This window comes from Allorhodopirellula solitaria, assembly GCF_007859855.1.
In the GTDB taxonomy this organism is placed as follows: domain Bacteria; phylum Planctomycetota; class Planctomycetia; order Pirellulales; family Pirellulaceae; genus Rhodopirellula; species Rhodopirellula solitaria.
In genome coordinates, this window is sequence record NZ_SJPK01000001.1 from 206446 (window position 1) to 224871 (window position 18426).

Below are 18426 nucleotides of genomic sequence, written 5' to 3' on the forward strand. Positions count from 1 at the left end.
GTGTGCCAGTTTTACTCATTGCCAATCTGGGAGCGAATGCCACCCAGCTACGTTGCCGCCCAGTAGCCACAGATCGATTCTGCCTTGCGCTAGCACATGTTTGGAGTTTCGCGACTTGGAGATCCAGCGGGCAACCTGCCACGCCTCTCCGCTCGCTCAGGCTCCCTTGGCCAACAACAAATCGAAAATCACTCGCTGGAACTTCGCGGCTAGCTCCGGATTGTTGAGGTACTGGGTCATCTGGTTCTGGTGCGCCTCGCTGCTGCTCATCACCGCGTCGTCGAGTGCTTCGGCGAAATCGCCCAGCAATGCTTGTTCGGGCGAGTTGTTGGCGATCTGATCCATGACTCGGTCGTTCTCTCGGACTTTGTCGCGGATGGTGTATGCGTAGTTGATGATGTCTTGATCCGTGAGACCGTCGGTGATGAACAATTCGTTCAGCCGAGCAATGATCTCAGAGAGCCAAAGTTCTTCCTTCGACTTCGACTTGCCCGACCCGATGTCGGTGCCAACCTGCAGGCCCTCGGCACCCTCTTTGACCAGTTGCAGGTCCTGCTGCTTGATCTTTGAGAGGCGATAGTGGGTCATGTCGACGGAGGTTAGGTCGATGGGCTCGTCGCTAGGGGCCTCTTCGCGAAGGAGGGGGGCGAGGTGGCGGGCGTACAGGTTCAGCTTTTCCAAGTCGGTGCTGTCGTAGTCGACGATTTGCGACATGAACTCGTAGTATCGAGTGAACGAGATGAGATCGGCGCGGAAGATCCCTAGCTCGTCGAGCCTCTTCTTGGCCTCCTTCATTTCGGTTTCAGCGTTCGCGATGAAAGTGGGGTCGCCGAGTTTCTTGGCGTGCCCAAACAGTTTCCGGTGTTTCTCAAAATCGGCTCTCGCTGCCTGGGATCTCGACTGCCACCGATCCACTGCCGGGCGGCACACGTTACTGATCGCGGCATTGCTCTTGCTCTTGACGAAGTAGACCTCGCTGAATTGGCAGACCTCGGTCCAAAGGAAAATGCCCGTTGCTCGTAGTTTGTTGTATAAATCCCAGATCAGATTGGGATCAGAGACATCGAGCAGCGAGGCGGTTTCGTAGTACTCTTGAAACGCTGCGAGGACATCGGCGGGTTCGTTGTAGAAGTCGAGAACGTACGTGTCTTGTTTACCGGGGAAGGTGCGGTTGAGACGCGATAGGGTTTGCACGCACTCCAGTCCGCCGAGTTTCTTGTCGACGTACATGGCACAGAGTTTGGGTTGATCGAAACCGGTTTGGAACTTCTTGGCGACGATCATCACGTGGTACTCGCCAGTATCGAATGCCTTGCGGAGATCGCGCCCCTTCAAGTCCGGGTTCATGCTGCCCTCGGTGAACTTCTCGCCGAGCAGTCCTGCCGCGTTGGGATCATCAGTGTGGAACTCGACTTCGCCTGAGAACGCGACCAGTGCCGCCAAGTGGCTGTACTTCTTCTTTTTGATGTACTTATCGAACTCGACCTTGTACCTCACCGCTTCCTTTCGTGAGCCCGTGACGACCATCGCTTTGGCGTGCCCGTTGAGCAGCCCCATCACGGTTTGCCGGTAGTGCTCGACGATCGCCTTGACCTTCTGCGCGATGTTATGATCGTGCAGGCGGACCCATTGGCCGAGTCGAACTTTGGCTTTCTTGGCGTCGACCTCGTAGTCGGGCTTGGCAACTTTCTGCGCCAGGTTATAGGCGACCTTGTAACTGGTGTAGTTCTTCAGCACGTCCAGGATATAGCCCTCCTCGATCGCCTGTCGCATGCTGTAGACGTGGAACGCCTTGGGCTTGTTTCGCTTCGACGGCGGTTCGTCTGGTTTGGGAAGGCGACCGAATAACTCCAGCGTCTTGCTCTTGGGGGTCGCCGTGAATGCGTAGTAGCTGAGGTTGGCCGAACCCTTGCGAGCTTCCACACTGGCGATCACGGCATCTTCGCAGGTGATCTCGACGTCTTCATCCGACGCCTCGGTCATCAGCACTTCCTTCAGCTTGCCCGCCGTGCGGCCAGACTGCGAGCTGTGGGCTTCGTCGGCGATGATGGCGTAGTTCCGCTCTTTCAGGCTGACGCTGTTCTCGATCGCCTTGAGCACGTGAGGGAATGTCTGAATCGTCACGATCACGATGGGCTGACTACTCTCCAGAGCAGCTGCCAGCTTCTCAGACTTGCTGCCTTGTCCCTCTTGTCGGTTGATCCGACCGACAACGCCGTCGGCATGTTCAAACTGATAGATCGTATCCTGCAGCTGATCGTCTAGTACCGTGCGATCGGTGACGACGATCACGCTGTGGAAAACCTTCTCGCCAGCGTCATCGTAAAGTGACGACAACTGGTGCGCCGTCCACGCGATGCTGTTGGACTTGCCGCTGCCGGCACTGTGCTGGACCAAGTACTTGTGACCGGGACCTTCGTCGTGGCTGGAGCGGATCAGGCGGCGGACAAGATCCCACTGGTGATAGCGAGGGAAGATCAGCTTTTCTTTCTTCGACTTCCGACCGTCCCATGCTTCCTCGGTGTCGATTTCCAGGTGGATGAACCTGCCAATGATCTGTAGCAGGTTTTCCGGTGCCAGCACTTCGTTCCACAAATAGCCGGTGGCGTACGCGTCAACGTCCTCGGGCGTGTCATTGCCTGAGCCACCCTCCTTGGTCCCCTTGTTGAATGGCAGGAACGTGGTTGCGTCACCCTGCAGCCGCGTCGTCATGGCGGCTTCGTACTGGCTGACGGCAAAGTGGACCAACGCACCGCGTTTGAATGTCAGCAGCGGTTCGGGCTTGTTCGTTTCCGGATCTTTGGGAAGTCGGGTTTTGCGGTACTGTTTCTTGGCATTCTCGATCGCCTGCTTGAACTCACTCTTCAGCTCCATCGTGGCCACGGGAATGCCGTTGACGAACAGCGTCAAATCGATTCGCCACTTTTTGGCTTGTTTAGCGTCATCATGGTAACCCGACGCGTGAGCGAGGGACTTGTGACCGTCATCATGGTAACCCGACGCATGAGCGAGGGACTCGTGACCGTCATCATCGCAACCCGACGCGTGAGCGAGGGGCTCGTCGGTGGATACCCCGTCGGCTGGTTCTATCCCTCGCTTACGCATCGGGTTACCATTGCTAGCTGTCCACGGGCTGTAAACCAGCTCGGGAACGACTCTCAGAATATTGCCCTCGTACATGGCGAGCGTATCGGGGTTCAGTCCGTGCTCCGGTTTGAACTGGCACATCTTGAACGAAGCCGATTTGTCACGCAGTTCGTGCCTCAGCACACCGAGGGTGCCGTAGGTGCGAAGCGATTTATCGCTGGCATGCGGATCGGCTTTGGAGAGCTGAGCAGCGAGCTTGTCGATGAAGGCCTGCTCGGCACCGCTGGGGTACAATTGCTCGTACTTCTCCCAGGCCTTGGACTGGGTCGACTTGACGTACTCCAGGCAATCCTCGATGTAGAGAGCCAGCTTGCGATCGTACTTTGCCGGGTCTCCGAGTTTCCAACCGCCCGACACCATCTGGTCAATGATGTCCTGCTGGAAAGCGGCTTCTTTGGCGTCAGCGTTCATTCCGCTCTTCGGTTGGTTAGGGTGGTGCGTGGGGCGGCTGACAGCCAATGGCTAATCTTTCGCCGGGTTTTGCAATTCACTTGACGTTGATCGTCCGATGACCGATACTCAGGTTGACCCTGTCGCTCTCGAAGGCTCAAGTTCCACTTGGGGCACGCCGCAAGGCATAGTGAGTACGGGGTTTTTTTCTGCGCCGATCGTGCTCATGGTTTCGTCCGGGTCATGTCGCGTCCATGGTAACCCGCAGCGTGAGCAAGGATTCCCATGTAAGCAGGACGGCAAAAATTATTTCCGCAGAATGAATCGCAATGCTTTCTGGTAACCCGACGCGTCAGCGAGGATTCACGCCGAGTTCCTCGCTCACGCGTCGGGTTACCATCAGATGTTCCGCAGAATAAATTGGCCATACCTGCTTAACCCGCAGCGTGAGCAAGGATTCCCAGACGAGTCTGTTCCTCGCTTACGCGTCGGGCTCCCAGTCTTGTCCATCGAGTGTGTAGCAGACGACTTGGCTGAGCCCTTCGTTGTCAAACACCCAGCGAATGCTACCACGATCAGCCCACCAATTCTCCGTGGCTTGTGGCATCGAGTTCTCTTTCAGACGACGCGTACACCACGCTTTCAAATCGCCTCTCACTTTCTTCGGTGGAGTCTCAAACGCACCGATGACCGCATGCATGTGGTTTGTCCGACAATTGACGGCGTGACAAACCCACTTGCGATGGACGCACGTTTCGCGGACCTGAGACTCGACAATTTGACGTTGGTCATCATGGAGGATTTTTGCGTCTTCCGTCATTTTCGCTGCGGCTTCAAGTTCCCGCACAGGATCCGGCAATTGCCAACCTTTGTGATATTCGACCCAACCACGTTGATCCCCTGGAAGCCAAGTCCCGTAGGTTGCTACGGTGATAAAGAACGCAATCGGACTATCCATCAACCATTTCCCCTGGTACCTCGACGCGTAAGCGAGGCGGGCTTCATGGTAACCCGACGCGTGAGCGAGGCGGCCTTCATGGTAACCCGACGCGTGAGCGAGGCGGGCATGGGATCGATGTCGGTAGATCCTCGCTGACGCGTCGGGTTACCATTAGCGTTCATGCGACCTCCGGTTTAGTTGCTTGTATCGGGTCGGTTGAAGGCGGCTGCCAATCTCGCACGTCGATCTTGCCGGTGACAGCTGCGGAGATGAGGGCGGTACGGCGTTCATTCAGAAGTGCCAATTGATCGCATACGCTATTGATAACGTCATCGATCCCTGTGGTTCTTTTTGCCAGGTCAAGCAAGATCGCTGTCTGTTCCTTCAACGGTGGAACCGCCAGCAGCAAGTTTCCAACAACAGCAGAATTTAGTCCCGGCAGAATCGCGCCGCGCCGATTCAAGTCGATCTGCACCGAAACGTAGTGTGCATCGTGCATGAGCTTCGCGAGAAACTTCGGGTCGAGCTTCCCGGAATGAGTTCTGATGCGAATTGTATCTGAGTCTATGATTCCTTCCGGCACATCCTTCGGAACAACTCGACAATTTCCTAAGCTCCCTTTTCGTGTCAAAACGATGTCGTCCGGCACAAGCTTGTAGTGTGCTAGCCCACGGAAGATCGCCGCTGGCAACCAACGCGATACATTTATGAAATTGCCCGATATCGTGTTCGCTTGTCCATACACACAGTAAGCTGCGGGTTCGCGCAAAACATTAACCAGCGATGTTCCAAACGGCCCCATCTGTATTCCGCCATCACGGACATTGTGTTTTAGTCGGCACACCTCCCAATGCTCCGGCACTTCCCCCAGCCACTCGACCCCGGAATCTCGCATGGGGGCGTCGGGGTTCAAGCCTTTGGTGACCGCATGACTGATGACGGCCTGACGTTTCTCCCCGAGCAACGCGATGAGCTGCTGCTGCTTCTCAATCAACGCATCAATCTTCGCCGTCTCGTAGTCCAGAAACGCAAGTATCTGTTTTTGTTCACATTCCGGTGGAACGGCGACTTCAATTTTCTTGAAGTCATCCCAGTAAAGTCGCAATCGAAAGTCTGTGATTCCGCGCGAGAAGCGTTTCAGTTCAGTGACTGCAGTCGGCGTTCGCAATAGCAGCTCGAAAAACCGAGATGGAAGCGACGTTCTCGGCTTGCAGACAACGTATGCAGGGCTGATCAAGCCGTTGACCTGTGCTGCTCCAAAACCACCTTGCCATGCACGCATCATGTTGTACGCGAGATCGTTTTCCTCAACGACTTTGTAGAGAGAACGATCATCGCTTCGCGTGATTTTGCGATCCAGTTCTTCTTCATTCATCTCCTTGTCGGAAATCCCATCATGGATGGATACACTGAGAATTGGATAGCCAAGCTCAGTGCGTGTTGAGGCTCTTCGCGAACTCTCGCGAAAGAGTCGTCCAAGATGTTGAATCTCCCAGTGGCCTGGCGTCATCTCGGCCCACTCGACACTCGACGAAATCATGTTGGCGTAGTGCTGCTGCAAAACGGCGTTCACGAGTGTACCTCTTGCAACATCTGCATGATCTCTCCACTCAGTTCATCCAACTCGGCGTCGATCTCCTGCAATGGCCGTGGTGGTTCGTACTCGTAGAAGTGACGGTTGAAGGGGATCTCGTACCCGACGATGCCGACTTGCCCGTCCTTCGAGTCGCACTTGCCCGCGTCGATCCAGGCGTCGGGGACGTGCGGGGCAACCTCCCCGAGAAAGTACGTTTCATTGACAGCGTCGACATTGGCTCCGCGAGCGGTCTCAGCGGTGAGGGGGACGTCTTCGCTGTCTCGCAAATCGCTGTCGGGCTGGAGCTGAACGATTTGGCCTCCGTACTCGAACGTGCCGTAGGTTGGATTGGCTTGGTAACCCGACGCGTGAGCGAGGCTGGTTTCGGGTGTAGACCCTCGCTTACGCGTCGGGTTTCCAAGTACCTTCTTGATGACCGGCTCGGCGTCGGGGTTGGTCCAGCTGACGGCCGCGATGATTTGTTTCTTCTGCTTCGCATCGAGCGTGACTTCGGCGGTCTTGATCGCTTCTTTCAGCGTGGTCTCGAACTCATTGAAGTCGTCGTGCTGCTCGGTTCCGATAGCCGCCTGCAGATGGGTGGCGATGTCGAGCAGCTGTTTTTGGTTGGTCCAAGTTTTGACGGCTAGCAAGTCTTTGATCTGCTTCTCTTTTAGGTCGGCGAAGTCAGCTTTGACCATCGCTCGAACCTCCGTTTCGACTTCCGTCAGGTTGCCGTATGACTTGCCGGACAGCCCCTCACCCCCAGCCCCTCTCCCCGAAACGGGGCGAGGGGAGCCAGAATCGGAGAAGGATTCAGGGAACTGTTCGTAGACCTTCTGCATGGCCGCGTTGAGTTTGCCGGGCTGGAAACGAAGTGTTTCGATTCGCTCGTCGGAGAACTGGACCGATAGCCGCAGTGGTCGCTCGATCGTGATCCGGCGATAGCCAAACTCGTGGCTGGCAAAGATCTTGCTGCCGAAGGTTTTCTTCGCGGCTTTCTTTTTCGATCCTCGCTGACGCTTCGGGTTACCATTCTCGTCGGGTTCCTTGTCGAGACGGTAGCTCTCGATCGCTTCAAAGCCGCCAAAGGCTCGCGTGATCAACCGGACGTCATCCTCGCCGATTTCCTGCCGCTTACTGCCGAGGCTCTTGCGCATCTTTTGATAGAGATGGACAGCGTTGATCAGTTGGACCTTGCCCCTGCGTTGCTGCTCTTTCTTGTTGGACAGAATCCAGATGTAGGTTGCGATGCCGGTGTTGTAAAACATGTCCGTGGGGAGCGCGACGATGGCTTCGAGCAGATCGCTCTCCAGGATATACCGCCGGATCTCGCTTTCACCGCTGCCTGCTCCGCCGGTGAACAAGGGCGACCCGTTGAGGATGATGCCGATCCGGCCGCCGTTGTTTTGTGTTCCTCGCTTACGGGTCGGGTTCCCATCGTAGTCCCGCATCTTGCTGATCAGGTGCATCAGGAACAGTAGCGACCCATCGCTGACTCGGGGCAGCCCCGGCCCGAATCGCCCGTCAAACCCCTTCAGCGTGTGCTCGTCTTTGACGGTGCCCTCGACCTTCTTCCAATCCACGCCGAATGGCGGATTGGATAGCATGTAATCAAAATTCTCCGCATACAGCTGGTCGTCATTGAGCGTATTGCCCAGCTTGATACGGCTGACGTCCTGGCCCTTGATCAGCATGTCGCCTTTGCAGATGGCGTAGCTTTCGGGGTTCAATTCCTGGCCAAAGGCACGCATCACGGCTGCCGGGTTCAATTCGTGGACGTATTCCATCCCGCTGGACAGAAACCCCCCCGTTCCCGCTGTGGGGTCGTAGATGGTGCGAATGATGCCGGAGTCGGTCAGGGCGTCGTCGTCTTCCATGAAGACCAGCGAGGTGGTCAAGCGGACGATGTCACGCGGCGTAAAGTGCTCCCCAGCGGTTTCGTTGCTGGATTCGGCAAATCGCCGGATGAGTTCCTCGAAGACTAGCCCCATGTCGTGGTTGCTGATCGCAGCGGGGCTGAGGTCGGTCAGGGCGACTTTCTGCACGACCTTGTACAGCAAATTGGCGTCCTGGAGTTGGCCGACGAACTCGGCGAACTTGAAGTGCTCGAAGATCTCGCGGGCGTCAGGGGAGAAACTGTCGATGTACGAGAGCAGGTTCGACTTGATGTCCGCACTGCCCATTTTCGACAGATCCATTGCGGAGGTATTGTAGAACGACTGCTTGGCCGCTTTTCGTAGGAACTTGTCGCGGGCTTCGGATTCCAGGCCCGTCATCGCCTCCAGCTTCTCGACCTGCTCCAGCACCTTGGGTTTGCTTCTCTGCAGCACGCACTCCAGTCGCCGCAGGAGCGTGAACGGGAGGATGACGCGGCCGTACTGGGATTGCTTGAAATCACCGCGAAGCAGATCGGCAAGTGACCAGATATAGGCCGCTGTCTGAGAGAAATTGCTCGTCATGAAACATCTTGTTTCGGTGTTGGTAAGAAGATTGGCCCGGGTCGAACTGGACGACTCGTAGAGTATACGTGTCAGAACGAAGCGCATGTATAAGAGAAGAACGCAGCGGCACTCGAGACTGCGGAGCAGGTTTGGCAACCCGCCGCGTGAGCGAGGACCATCCGCTCGCCACGCAAAAGCTGCTTCTTCCTCGCTGACGCAGCGGGTTACCAATCGAGCGATGCGGCGAACGAGATACCGGTCGCGTTAGCCCTGCCGACTCCAATGAGAAAAGGACAGCGATACCCGAGCCTGCGGAGTAGGCTTGGTAACCCGACGCGTGAGCGAGGACCATCCGCTCGCCACGCAAAAGCTGCTTCTTCCTCGCTGACGCAGCGGGTTACCAATCGAGCGATGCGGCGAACGAGATACCGGTCGCGTTAGCCCTGCCGACCCCAATGAGAAAAGGACAGCGATACCCGAGCCTGCGGAGTAGGCTTGGTAACCCGACGCGTGAGCGAGGATCATCCGCGCGCGACGCAAAGCACTGCTTCTTCCTCGCTGACGCAGCGGGTTACCAATCGAGCGATGCCCCGAACGAGATACCCGCCGCGTTATCGGTGCCAATTCCGAGCATCCAGAGCGATTCAGCCACAAAAAAAGCCGTGTTTCGCAAGCGAAGCACGGCTTTTGGTGGAGTGCCCCCGCTAGGGCTCGAACCTAGGACCCACGGATTAAGAGTCCGTTGCTCTACCAACTGAGCTACAAGGGCGGCGGGCGACGGATCGTCGCCTCGTTTTGCTGGGCAAGAGCCTGGAGGGTTCTTGCGGTCAGCGAGATTTCATTGTGTGTCGACTGGATTGTTTGGTCAATCCGAGACAACAGCAAAAAAGAGGCGACGGTCGGATTCGAACCGACGAATAAAGGATTTGCAATCCTTCGCCTTAGCCACTTGGCCACGTCGCCCTGTCAATCACCTCTGTCCACCAGCAAATTTCTCTGCGGTAAAACGTTCTCGTGGAGAACGTTGGAGGTCCTGATTAACTTCGCAGAAATTGCTCCGGTTAGGAAGGCCAGGCAAGCCTGTTTTTTTCTTCCTGATGCGTCAATTTCGTTGCTACCCGTTCCTTCGACTATTTCGCTGGGGAACTTGAGGGCTCCCAGCAGAAAAATCAATTCAGACCGCTGAGATGGCTTCCTGCAGTGCTGCTTTGGGGCGAACACCGACGAAGCTTTCGGAGATCTCGCCATCCTTGAAGAGCAGCAGAGTCGGGATGCTGTTGATACCGAACTTCTGCGCCACGCCTGGGTTCTCGTCGATATTGATCTTGCCGATCGAGACGCTCGGATTCTCGCTAGCGAGTTCTTCGATCATGGGGGCGATTTGCCGGCAGGGGCCGCACCAAGGTGCCCAGAAGTCGACGAGCACGGCGGCATCGTTGTTAAGGACTTCCGCGTCGAAGTTGTCGTCAGTGAATTCTTTTACCGCATCGGAGGCCATGAGTGATTCCTGCTAAAAAGGAGAGTTGAGTAGGATAGACACAATTTACCGGGAAGGGGTTCGTATACCAGTGGCCTCGGCTGTGTCAAAACAGCGAATCGGCCAACTTGGCAGATTCGTTCGCTCGGAGGAGCTAGCTGGAACAGGCAGCAAACACTGGGCCAACTGGTCCAAGATCACTGCCGTGGCGCCCCAAATTCGCATCGATTGGTAAATGAACGCGGGTGCTCGAAAGCGAAACTGGGCCACGTCGGTTTGCGGTTCCGCCGCCGCTTGGACGGCCCGCTGGTGCCAAATCGAGTTCACAGGGGCTTGTTGGCATGGGACCTGAAAAGGCAGATGGATCACTTCGTCGACTTCGCCCGGGTCGGGTCGCCAGGGCACAGTGGGTTTGCGCAGCACACAGACAACGGGGGTCACCAAGTTGTCGCTGGCGTAGACGAACTGGCGGGGCAACTCGCCACATATCTCGATCACATCGGCGGGGATCCCCAGTTCCTCCTCGAACTCTCGCAGGGCGGCCTGAACGGGCGTTTCGCCGGGCTCGATACGGCCGCCGGGAAAGCAGATTTGGCCGCCATGGTGCCGCAGCGCGTGGGGCCGCCGGGTGAGCGGCACAATCCAGCCCTGTTCGGGATCTTCGTAAATCCCGACCGCCACAGCGGCTTGCCGCGATTTCATGCGAGCGGGGCCCCGATGCCGGCCATAGGCCAGTTGCGGCGTCATGTTCCACTGCAACGGCTGCTGCGATGGGCTGGTCTGCAATTGTGATAAACGCGCCGATAGACGACGGGCCATCGCCTCGGAGCTGTGGGCGACGCTATCCCGCTGCGATGCAAGTTGCGGTATTGGAGGGATTGCCTGCTCAGATTGGCCGGGTGGTCTGGCTGGGTTCTCTCGCTCGGACCGGCGGGGCGGTCTTGCTGTGTTTTTTAGCTCGGACCGGCGGAGCGGTCCGGCTACTTTTGGGGTGCCAGTCACGGTGGATACCTTAGATCAGGGACTCCAGGAGGCGGCGTAGTTTGCGCAGTTCCACACGATGGTCGTGTTCTGGCATGGGTGACATGTCGACCGTCAGCGCTCGGTTGTACTTTTCCCGTTCGAGCTGGGTGACGATCTTGCCATAGTCGATCTCCCCTTGTCCCACGCTGACTTGGAATTCGTCCTTGCTGGTGTCACGGAGCTGCACGTTGGTGACGAATTTCAGCAATTGGTCGAAGCCCTTGCCGGCGGCCATGGCTTTGGCGACGGCCGGGTTACCCGCCGACGCGACCAGCGCGACGCTGGGGTCCAGAGCAACGCCCAGGCCATCGATATTGTTGCAGAGGACGAGCAGCGTATCGGGATCTTCGCTGAGGCAACCGAGCATGCACCGCACGCTCAACCGCACCCCTTCGCCTTCGGCGATCGCGACAAGCCGCTTGAGGTGCTCGACCTCTTCATTAAAGGGCGTGCCTTTTTCGGCCGATGGAACGGAAATGTTGACGACTTTCGTTGCCTTGGCGATCCGGCACATCGCGTGAAACTGCTCGTAGTGTTCCTCACCCGTGGTGGCCAGTTCCAAGCGATAGCCGCTGATGTCCATCCGGTGGCTGGCCCGCAGGACTTGGACGGCGCGGGTTTCGTCGTGCAGCAGGTCACCCGGTTTGGCTGGCCCGACGGATTCTTGGATGGCGATTTCAACGGCGGTGAAATCGAGGTCCTGGAGCAACTCAATTGCAGCCTGGAGTTCCATATCGGGCCAACATAAAGTCGAAGCGGCAACAAACACGCGGCGTGTCCTTCCTGAGTGGATATACAAAAAATCGGTGTATCATGGGAACCTGCTCACTCTAGCGTTCTCGTGGCGGCGAAGTCCAGTCGAGTCGAGCGTTTCTTCGTGGCCGCCATTGGCGGCGGATATTTTCACTCTCAAATGGATTGGATGACGCATGTTTTCCGAGATCACTGGCAGCCGGAAAACCATCGGTGACGTCGATGTGCTGTATCACGATGGGCTATATCACCTGTTTCACTTGGTGCTGCCCAATCACGATTTCATCGCTCACGCGGTGAGCACCGACGCGTTGAACTGGCGGCGGGTGAACAACGCCTTGTTCATCGGAAATCCCGGTAGCTGGGACGATCTGATGCTGTGGACGATGCACGTTTCGCCAGACCCACACCAAGAGGGACGATGGCGGATGTTCTACACGGGGCTGTCGCGCCGCGACCAAGGCGACTACCAGCGGATTGGGTTGGCGCTCAGCGACGACCTTTTTCACTGGAGAAAGGTGCCCGTCCACTGGGAGGATAACCGGGGGCCGCACGACCCCGAAGGCGTCAAGCGGGCCCGGCAGATCAGCCAGCAACAGAGCATGCCGGCAGCCGACGCGGCATTCGACCGCGAGAGCTGTTTTCCGCTCGAACCGGATCCGACCTACTACGAAGCTTCGCTCGAGGAAGGACGGCGTTGGATCAGTTTCCGCGATCCCTTCTATTTCCACGACGGCCAAGACGGCTGGCTGCTGGCGTCGGCGCGGGCCAACCATGGGCCCGTCGTTCGCCGCGGATGCGTGGCATTGATGAAAGAGGTCGCACCGCACCGCTTCGTCGCCCAAAAACCGCTGCACCACCCACGCATGTACGACGACATCGAAGTCCCCAACCTGATCCGTTTGGGCGAGGATCATTACCTGATCGGCAGCATTCGTGAAGACGCCAAAATCCGGTACTGGCACGCCGACGCCCTGCGGGAACATTGGCAGAGCTATCACGACAACGTATTGCTCGCCCAGGGCAACTACGCCGGCCGTGTCTGCCATGATGAGAAGGGCTGGCTATTGTGGAACTTCTATTCCATGCACAGTATCGACCGGACCCAAGAAAACCTAATGCCGCCGCCCAAACGGTTGGTCCAAAACGAATCAGGCTTGATCCGTGCGGTCACCTTTGAGGGGATCAGCGATTACCGTCGTGAGTCGATCGATGTACGCTGCGTCAATCCGCTGATCGAGGATGTCGGCCGGAGCGAACAGGTTTGCCGACTCGATCAGGGGCACTTAGAACTCGCCTGCCAAAGCGGCTTTCAGGCCTTCGTGTTCGATGGCGAACTGGAGAATTTCTGCTTCCAAGCTAAATTAGACATGCAGGGCCGGGGCAAGTGCGGGCTCGTTTTCCGGATTGATCCGGACACCCGTGATGGCTACTACCTCTCGCTCGACCTGCACAAGGGAGTCGCTCAGCTACGGGCGTGGGGAACCAATCCCGATGCCACCGGTGATCAGATGATGGAATTCGAGAGCTTGCAGGCCGCCTTTTGGCAGGACGACACGCCGGGACAAGCGGAGTTCAAACTGATCACGTTCGGCAGCTACATCGAACTCAGCATCAATGGCCGTGTTGTCCTGTCGTTGGCTGACCAGCATTTTCAGCGTGGGCATGTCGGCGTTTACCTCGAGACGGCTGTCCTCCAGCTCGACGAGATCGAGTTGGTGCGTCTGGCATCACCGAGTCAAAGCGACGAGCACCTGGCGAGTGGATGACACCTGGCGAGTGGGTCAACCGATCGAAGTGGACAAATGGGAGCCGCCAGCGGCCCAGGAGTCGTTCGTCACCGAGTCCGTCGCAGCGGCTCAGACGGAGCAGGTTCGGAAGAATCGAACGCTCGATCCGAGGATCGATTTCGCCCTCATTTCCTTGGATTTCCGTGCGAGCGGCGACAAGCTGGCATTGACGTCGGCAGTCGCGAATACCTACCACGGGTCAAACTTTGCGAAATTGGCTCGATATTTGTGATTGGAACGGTCGATCGGAATGGATAGGACGTCCCAGATATCAGTAGTACCCCGCTCCCTTCTTAAGGATGCGACGATGAAGCGAACGGAAATCGCCGAAACCACCGTCTCTCACTCTGTTCTCCGGTGCCGCCGCGCTGCCCGAGCTGCGTTGGCAGCTTGTGTGATCGCGACGCTGCCAGCGACTGGCTGCCGCACGGGCAAGTCGAGCTGGAACCTGTTCAGTCGCAGTGAGCCTTCCGCTGAGGTCCTCGCCGGCTCAGGCCCGACGACCACGTATCCGTCGCCGCCGTCAGCGCACGCCACGCCGGAGGCCATTGCATCGGTTGCCGCGGGCACGTCCACCGCCAAGCCACCGACCGGATCGGAAACACCAGAGACCGGGGCCGCCAACCCCTACGCCTTGGCAGGCAAAAAGTCGACGGCTGCTCCACGCGACGTGCCGACTGGGTTCCCAACCGGTTCGGTACCGCCGACGGTATCAACCAGCCTCGCGGCCAACGAAAACGCCGCCCCGCCAGCCTACGCGTTGCCAGGACGCACGAGCAAGCCTGCCGCGAGCGGCCCGTCGTCTGCCAATCCAACGGCAAGCGACTTGGCGGCGAGCGCCAATGGCTACAGCGGCGTGCCCGCTGCCTCACCGACGAAGCCGCCAGCTGCACAGGGGCTGCCCTCGGGTTATCAGCTCGGCAAGGAGCCTGTTGCCGATCCCCAGGCGGCCCTCGCCAGCTCATCGCCGAATGTGCCAGCGACTTCCAGTTCCGCTGGATCGAGCTTCTCGATGCCGCCTCTGAATGGTTCGGCCACCCCCGACGCAGCAGCCACCGCGCAAGCAGCACCCCCCAAGACCGGTGGATTCGCCTTGCCGAGCGATATGCCTCTTCCAGCAACCGAGACAGTGGCGGCAGCGACGCCTGCGGCCCCACCGGCCGAACCGGCATCCAAGGCAGGAATGTCCGCCCCGCCGGAATCGGCGCCTGCGGCCAACGCCACGGCCGTCGCAGCATTGGGACTGCCTCCAGCAAAGAGCACTCCGGTGAACGATGCCGCCCCCACCGAGAGCTTCCCCGGCGGTACGGCGGATTCGCCTGAGTACAAGACGGCCGCCGCGACAAAGAGCGCCCCAGCGACGGAGAAGTCGGCAGCGTCCGGGGAATCATCTCCGAACGCGAGTGGCATCCAGCCTGCTGGCTACATGCCGGGCAGCACCGGGCAATCATCGGCTTATCCGCTGATGCGTTAGAACCGGCATCTTCGCAACAGTCCACGAGAATCCCGCGGCCAGGGCGTCGCGGCTGAACTTTTCACGCTCGATCGCGCGCCCGCTGGGCAGCGGGTGATTAGTTTGGGGAAGTTGCGTCGGTGATCCAGCGTGCAGTTTCGCGTCGAGGATGCGAGCGTGGGTCACGGCGTCTGTTGATGAACGTCGATTTTGAGATCACAATCGTACGATTCTGAGATCACGATCGTACGTTGATCGCTCGCCCCCGCCATGTCCTGCCGAGCTGCGGCCCCTGCCGCCGGGCAGGCCTTTTCGATTCTCGTCATGAAGCTGACGTCGATACCGAGCCTATATCGCAATCTGCGTCGCGGACGTGAGATTCTCGCGGTGCTGCGCCGCTACGGCTTAGCCGATTGGCTCAGCCGTTCGCCCCGGTTGCCGTTTCGCAACTGGATCACCGATGGTTCGGGCGTGCCCTTGACGCAGTACACCCGGCCGGAGCGAATCCGGATGGCAATCACAGAGCTCGGCCCCACGTTCATCAAGGTGGGCCAGGTGCTCGCTTCACGAGCGGACCTGGTCGGCATCGAATTGGCTGAGGAGCTCAAGGGGCTGCGCGGCCGGGTCGAGCCGGACAGTGCGGAGCAGGTTCGCGCGACACTCCGCAGCGAATTGGGCGACGACTTTGAAGAGCAGTTCGCGTCGTTTGATTTCGAGCCGCTCGCCACCGCTTCGATCGGCCAGGTCCACCGCGCCGTGCTGCCCGATGGGCGCCGCGTCGTCGCCAAGGTCCAGCGGGCTGGGATCGATCGGCTGATGCGACAGGACCTGGAGGTCCTCGATGGGCTCGCTCAGCTCGCCACGCGAGTCGACACGCTTGCTGTGTGGGGACCAACGGACATGGTCCGCCAACTGCGCCCCATGATTCTGCATGAACTCGACTTCAACCGAGAGCGTGGAAATTTAAAACAGTTCGCCGAGATGCTCGCCGACAACCGCTCGCAAGTGGTCGTACCGAGCGTCGTCGATTGGCTGTGCAGTCGCCGCGTGTTGGTGATGGAAGAGCTCGAGGGCGTCACCCTCGCCAGCTTGTTTGCGGGCGATGCGACCGACGCGGCCAGCGGACGGAACAGCGGCGCCGGTCAGGGGCCACTGGAGCCGCAGCCACGCCAGCTCAGCAAGGCGAATCTGCCGCCAGGGTTTGGCAAGCGCTTGGCAAAGATCTATTTGAAGATGGTGTTTGACGACGGCTTCTTCCACGCCGATCCCCACCCCGGGAATCTGTTTTGGCTGGCCGACGGGCGGCTGGGAATCCTTGACTTCGGGATGACGGGGCGGATTGATGAAACGCTGCGAGAATCGATCGAGGAGATGCTCTTCGCGATCCACGCGGGCGATTGCCGGCGGTTGACGCGATTGATTCGCCGGGTGGGTAACCCGCGGGTGGACCTGGACCAAGCATCGCTGGAGATCGATGTTGCCGATTTTGTCGACACGTTCGGACGCCAGTCGCTCGATCGCTTCGATCTCGGCGGTTCCTTGAATCAACTGACCGAGATACTGCACCGGCACGGCATCACCCTGCCGAACCAGTCGGCGTTGCTGATCAAAATGCTGATTTCGCTCGAGGGCACGATGCGCGAGCTCGGAGTCGGTTTCGATTCCCTCGAAATCGTCCAGCAATACATGCGGCGGGTGATGTGGCGACGACTCTCACCCCGCCGTCGCTTGCGACAGGCACGCCGTATCTACCTGGAGAATGAAGCGTTCCTGGAAGAGGCGCCCGAACAGGTGCTCGCGGTTCTCAACCAAGCCCGGTTGGGACAGCTGCAATTGCGTCTTGACCCCAAGCGAATCACGCCCGCAGTCAATCGCTTGGTCGTCGGGTTGATGGCTAGCGCGGTCTTCCTGGGGTCATCGCTGATGTTGGCCTACGAAGTCCCCCCTGTGCTCTTTGCCAACGCATCGATGACAGGACTTCGCCGGCTGAGCATCCTGGGGCTCCTCGGCACGCTGGCGAGCATGTCGGTGATGACAGCGTTATGCCTTTCGATTTGGCGCAGTGACCGCGAGTAGCCCGGGGCATCCACAGAGCGGAAGAAAACTGGCGCAAGCAATCATCGATTCCATCCCAGACTTTGGACAGCCCAACGCAGCCCCACCGACGGTGTTTCTGCTTAGGCCGCGATGGCGCGAGCGGGCAGTACCGGGCCGATGTGTTCGCCAAGCGTATCGATTTCCAGGGCCAGCAGCCGCTGGACGACTTCCCCGATCGCGGGGCGCTGCTGAGGGTCGTCGGCTACCATCCGCTCGATCAGTTCGGCGACCGGTTCAATCACTGCTGGGGCCACCGGTGCGGTGGCGGCGAGGTTGCCCCAGAGCAAGCGGCCGAGGGCGAACGTGTCCATCGCGGGCAGGGCGGCCGTGCCGCCAGTCGCTAGCTCGGGGGAAGCGTAATTGGGTGTGCCCCGAAAGGTCCGGTGCAGAGGTGTGTGGATGCGAGCGGAGAAGCCGAGATCGATCAGTGTCGCATGCCCCTTGGCGTCAACGAGTACATTGCCGGGCGTGACATTGCCGTGAACCCAACCAGCCGAATGAAGTTTCTCGAGTGCTTGAGCGACCTGGCGGGTCCACCAGAGAGCCACGGGGAGGGCAAAGTGTTCGATTTGACGAATTCGCTCGTCCATCGTGACCGTGTCGAGCCGGGGCATCACGAGATATGGCGCATGAGACGCATCCGAGGCATCGAGCACTGCGATCAGATTCGGGTGAGTGACGCCCGCCACCTCGATCGACTGCATGATTCGCCGCTGGGCCTCGCGAGTATCTTGGGGGGCCGGTAAACCCACACTGGCCTCGGGGGCGGGCTGCCTGACGGACTTCAGCACATAGTCAAACCGGGGATTGCCCCGGCTGTCGGCGGGCTGCGCAAGCGACAGTTCGGAACCACAACCCTGTGCGAAACGCTGGCCCAGTCGCCAGATTCCCACAATTTGCTCGCGGGTCGATGAGGAAGAGGGGCAGACGGCAGTGTGATTGGGCATCGTGACTCTCGTGGGCGATTCAATGAAAAGCAGGCATCCAAAGGAGGCTCCGACTAGACTTATCGTCCGATGCGGCACAATCAGACACATCGACCGTGTTCAATCCCGATAACCGGTACAGTCGGTAAATTTTCACCACGGCTCAGTTTGAGCGCTGGCAGCGACCGAAAACTTCAACGGGCCCGAGACGCGAAATACCAGTGTTTTGGGTTCCGGATGTAGCGATTAAGTCCGGCGCGGTTACCAAAGCTGGGAACTTTGTCGATCACAATCGCGTCGTAAGGATTGCATTTCGTTGACAGTCCGATGTGTCGAATTAGACTCGCTCGTCAGCGCGTGTATATTTGCAAGAATTTCGCATTGATTTGCGTCGTCGCTGCTAACACAACTTT

Annotated in this window: 13 protein-coding genes and 2 tRNA genes; 4 read left to right on the forward strand and 11 right to left on the reverse strand. The window is 58.7% G+C overall.

The features are described 5' to 3' along the window. Positions 1 to 156: 156 nt before the first annotated feature. The 9 genes from CA85_RS00855 to CA85_RS00900 all read right to left on the reverse strand — a co-directional run bounded on the left by CA85_RS00855 (position 157) and on the right by CA85_RS00900 (position 11763). On the reverse strand, positions 157 to 3558 hold the full coding sequence (locus CA85_RS00855; protein ID WP_246112377.1) for a type I restriction endonuclease subunit R: 3402 nt from the start codon (positions 3556 to 3558) through the stop codon (positions 157 to 159). 460 nt (positions 3559 to 4018) lie between these two features. Further along, positions 4019 to 4495 carry a hypothetical protein gene (locus CA85_RS00865; RefSeq protein WP_246112378.1) on the reverse strand — a complete coding sequence of 159 codons (477 nt, stop codon included), beginning with the start codon at positions 4493 to 4495 and terminating at the stop codon, positions 4019 to 4021. Positions 4496 to 4655: 160 nt separating this feature from the next. After that, positions 4656 to 6050 carry a restriction endonuclease subunit S domain-containing protein gene (locus tag CA85_RS00870; protein ID WP_146389294.1) on the reverse strand — a complete coding sequence of 465 codons (1395 nt, stop codon included), beginning with the start codon at positions 6048 to 6050 and terminating at the stop codon, positions 4656 to 4658. After that, the gene (locus tag CA85_RS00875) at positions 6047 to 8512 is read right to left on the reverse strand and encodes a type I restriction-modification system subunit M (protein WP_146389296.1); all 2466 of its coding nucleotides are present in this window, start codon (positions 8510 to 8512) and stop codon (positions 6047 to 6049) included. Before CA85_RS00875 ends, CA85_RS00870 begins: the two co-directional genes overlap by 4 nt. A gap of 678 nt (positions 8513 to 9190) precedes the next feature. After that, a tRNA-Lys gene (locus tag CA85_RS00880) sits at positions 9191 to 9263 on the reverse strand. A 121-nt stretch (positions 9264 to 9384) separates the two neighbouring features. After that, a tRNA-Cys gene (locus tag CA85_RS00885) sits at positions 9385 to 9457 on the reverse strand. A 211-nt stretch (positions 9458 to 9668) separates the two neighbouring features. Then, positions 9669 to 9992, reverse strand: a complete 324-nt coding sequence (trxA, locus tag CA85_RS00890; RefSeq protein WP_146389298.1) for a thioredoxin — start codon at positions 9990 to 9992, stop codon at positions 9669 to 9671. Positions 9993 to 10037: 45 nt separating this feature from the next. After that, positions 10038 to 10790 (reverse strand): NUDIX hydrolase, encoded by a 753-nt coding sequence (locus tag CA85_RS00895; protein ID WP_246112379.1) that lies wholly within the window; start codon positions 10788 to 10790, stop codon positions 10038 to 10040. 193 nt (positions 10791 to 10983) lie between these two features. Continuing rightward, the gene (locus tag CA85_RS00900) at positions 10984 to 11763 is read right to left on the reverse strand and encodes a sugar phosphate isomerase/epimerase family protein (protein WP_146389300.1); all 780 of its coding nucleotides are present in this window, start codon (positions 11761 to 11763) and stop codon (positions 10984 to 10986) included. 160 nt (positions 11764 to 11923) lie between these two features. Between CA85_RS00900 and CA85_RS00905 the strand changes: the two genes are divergently transcribed. The 3 genes from CA85_RS00905 to CA85_RS00915 all read left to right on the forward strand — a co-directional run bounded on the left by CA85_RS00905 (position 11924) and on the right by CA85_RS00915 (position 15011). Next, positions 11924 to 13516, forward strand: a complete 1593-nt coding sequence (locus CA85_RS00905) for a glycoside hydrolase family protein (protein WP_146389302.1) — start codon at positions 11924 to 11926, stop codon at positions 13514 to 13516. Continuing rightward, the gene (locus tag CA85_RS00910; protein WP_146389304.1) at positions 13509 to 13769 is read left to right on the forward strand and encodes a hypothetical protein; all 261 of its coding nucleotides are present in this window, start codon (positions 13509 to 13511) and stop codon (positions 13767 to 13769) included. The genes CA85_RS00905 and CA85_RS00910 overlap by 8 nt, the downstream gene beginning before the upstream one ends. Positions 13770 to 13844: 75 nt before the next feature. Continuing rightward, positions 13845 to 15011 carry a hypothetical protein gene (locus CA85_RS00915; RefSeq protein WP_246112380.1) on the forward strand — a complete coding sequence of 389 codons (1167 nt, stop codon included), beginning with the start codon at positions 13845 to 13847 and terminating at the stop codon, positions 15009 to 15011. A gap of 161 nt (positions 15012 to 15172) precedes the next feature. On the opposite strand, the gene CA85_RS24665 is transcribed toward CA85_RS00915, so the two are convergent. Then, positions 15173 to 15316: a hypothetical protein gene (locus tag CA85_RS24665; protein ID WP_186774672.1), complete on the reverse strand. Its 144-nt coding sequence runs from the start codon at positions 15314 to 15316 to the stop codon at positions 15173 to 15175. Here CA85_RS24665 and CA85_RS00920 point away from each other — a divergent pair. Further along, on the forward strand, positions 15315 to 17066 hold the full coding sequence (locus tag CA85_RS00920; protein WP_146389308.1) for an ABC1 kinase family protein: 1752 nt from the start codon (positions 15315 to 15317) through the stop codon (positions 17064 to 17066). The genes CA85_RS24665 and CA85_RS00920 overlap by 2 nt on opposite strands. A 101-nt stretch (positions 17067 to 17167) precedes the next feature. Here the strand turns inward: CA85_RS00920 and CA85_RS00925 are convergent, their stop codons facing one another. Further along, the gene (locus CA85_RS00925; protein WP_146389310.1) at positions 17168 to 18034 is read right to left on the reverse strand and encodes a protein kinase family protein; all 867 of its coding nucleotides are present in this window, start codon (positions 18032 to 18034) and stop codon (positions 17168 to 17170) included. Between the last annotated feature and the right edge of the window lie 392 nt (positions 18035 to 18426).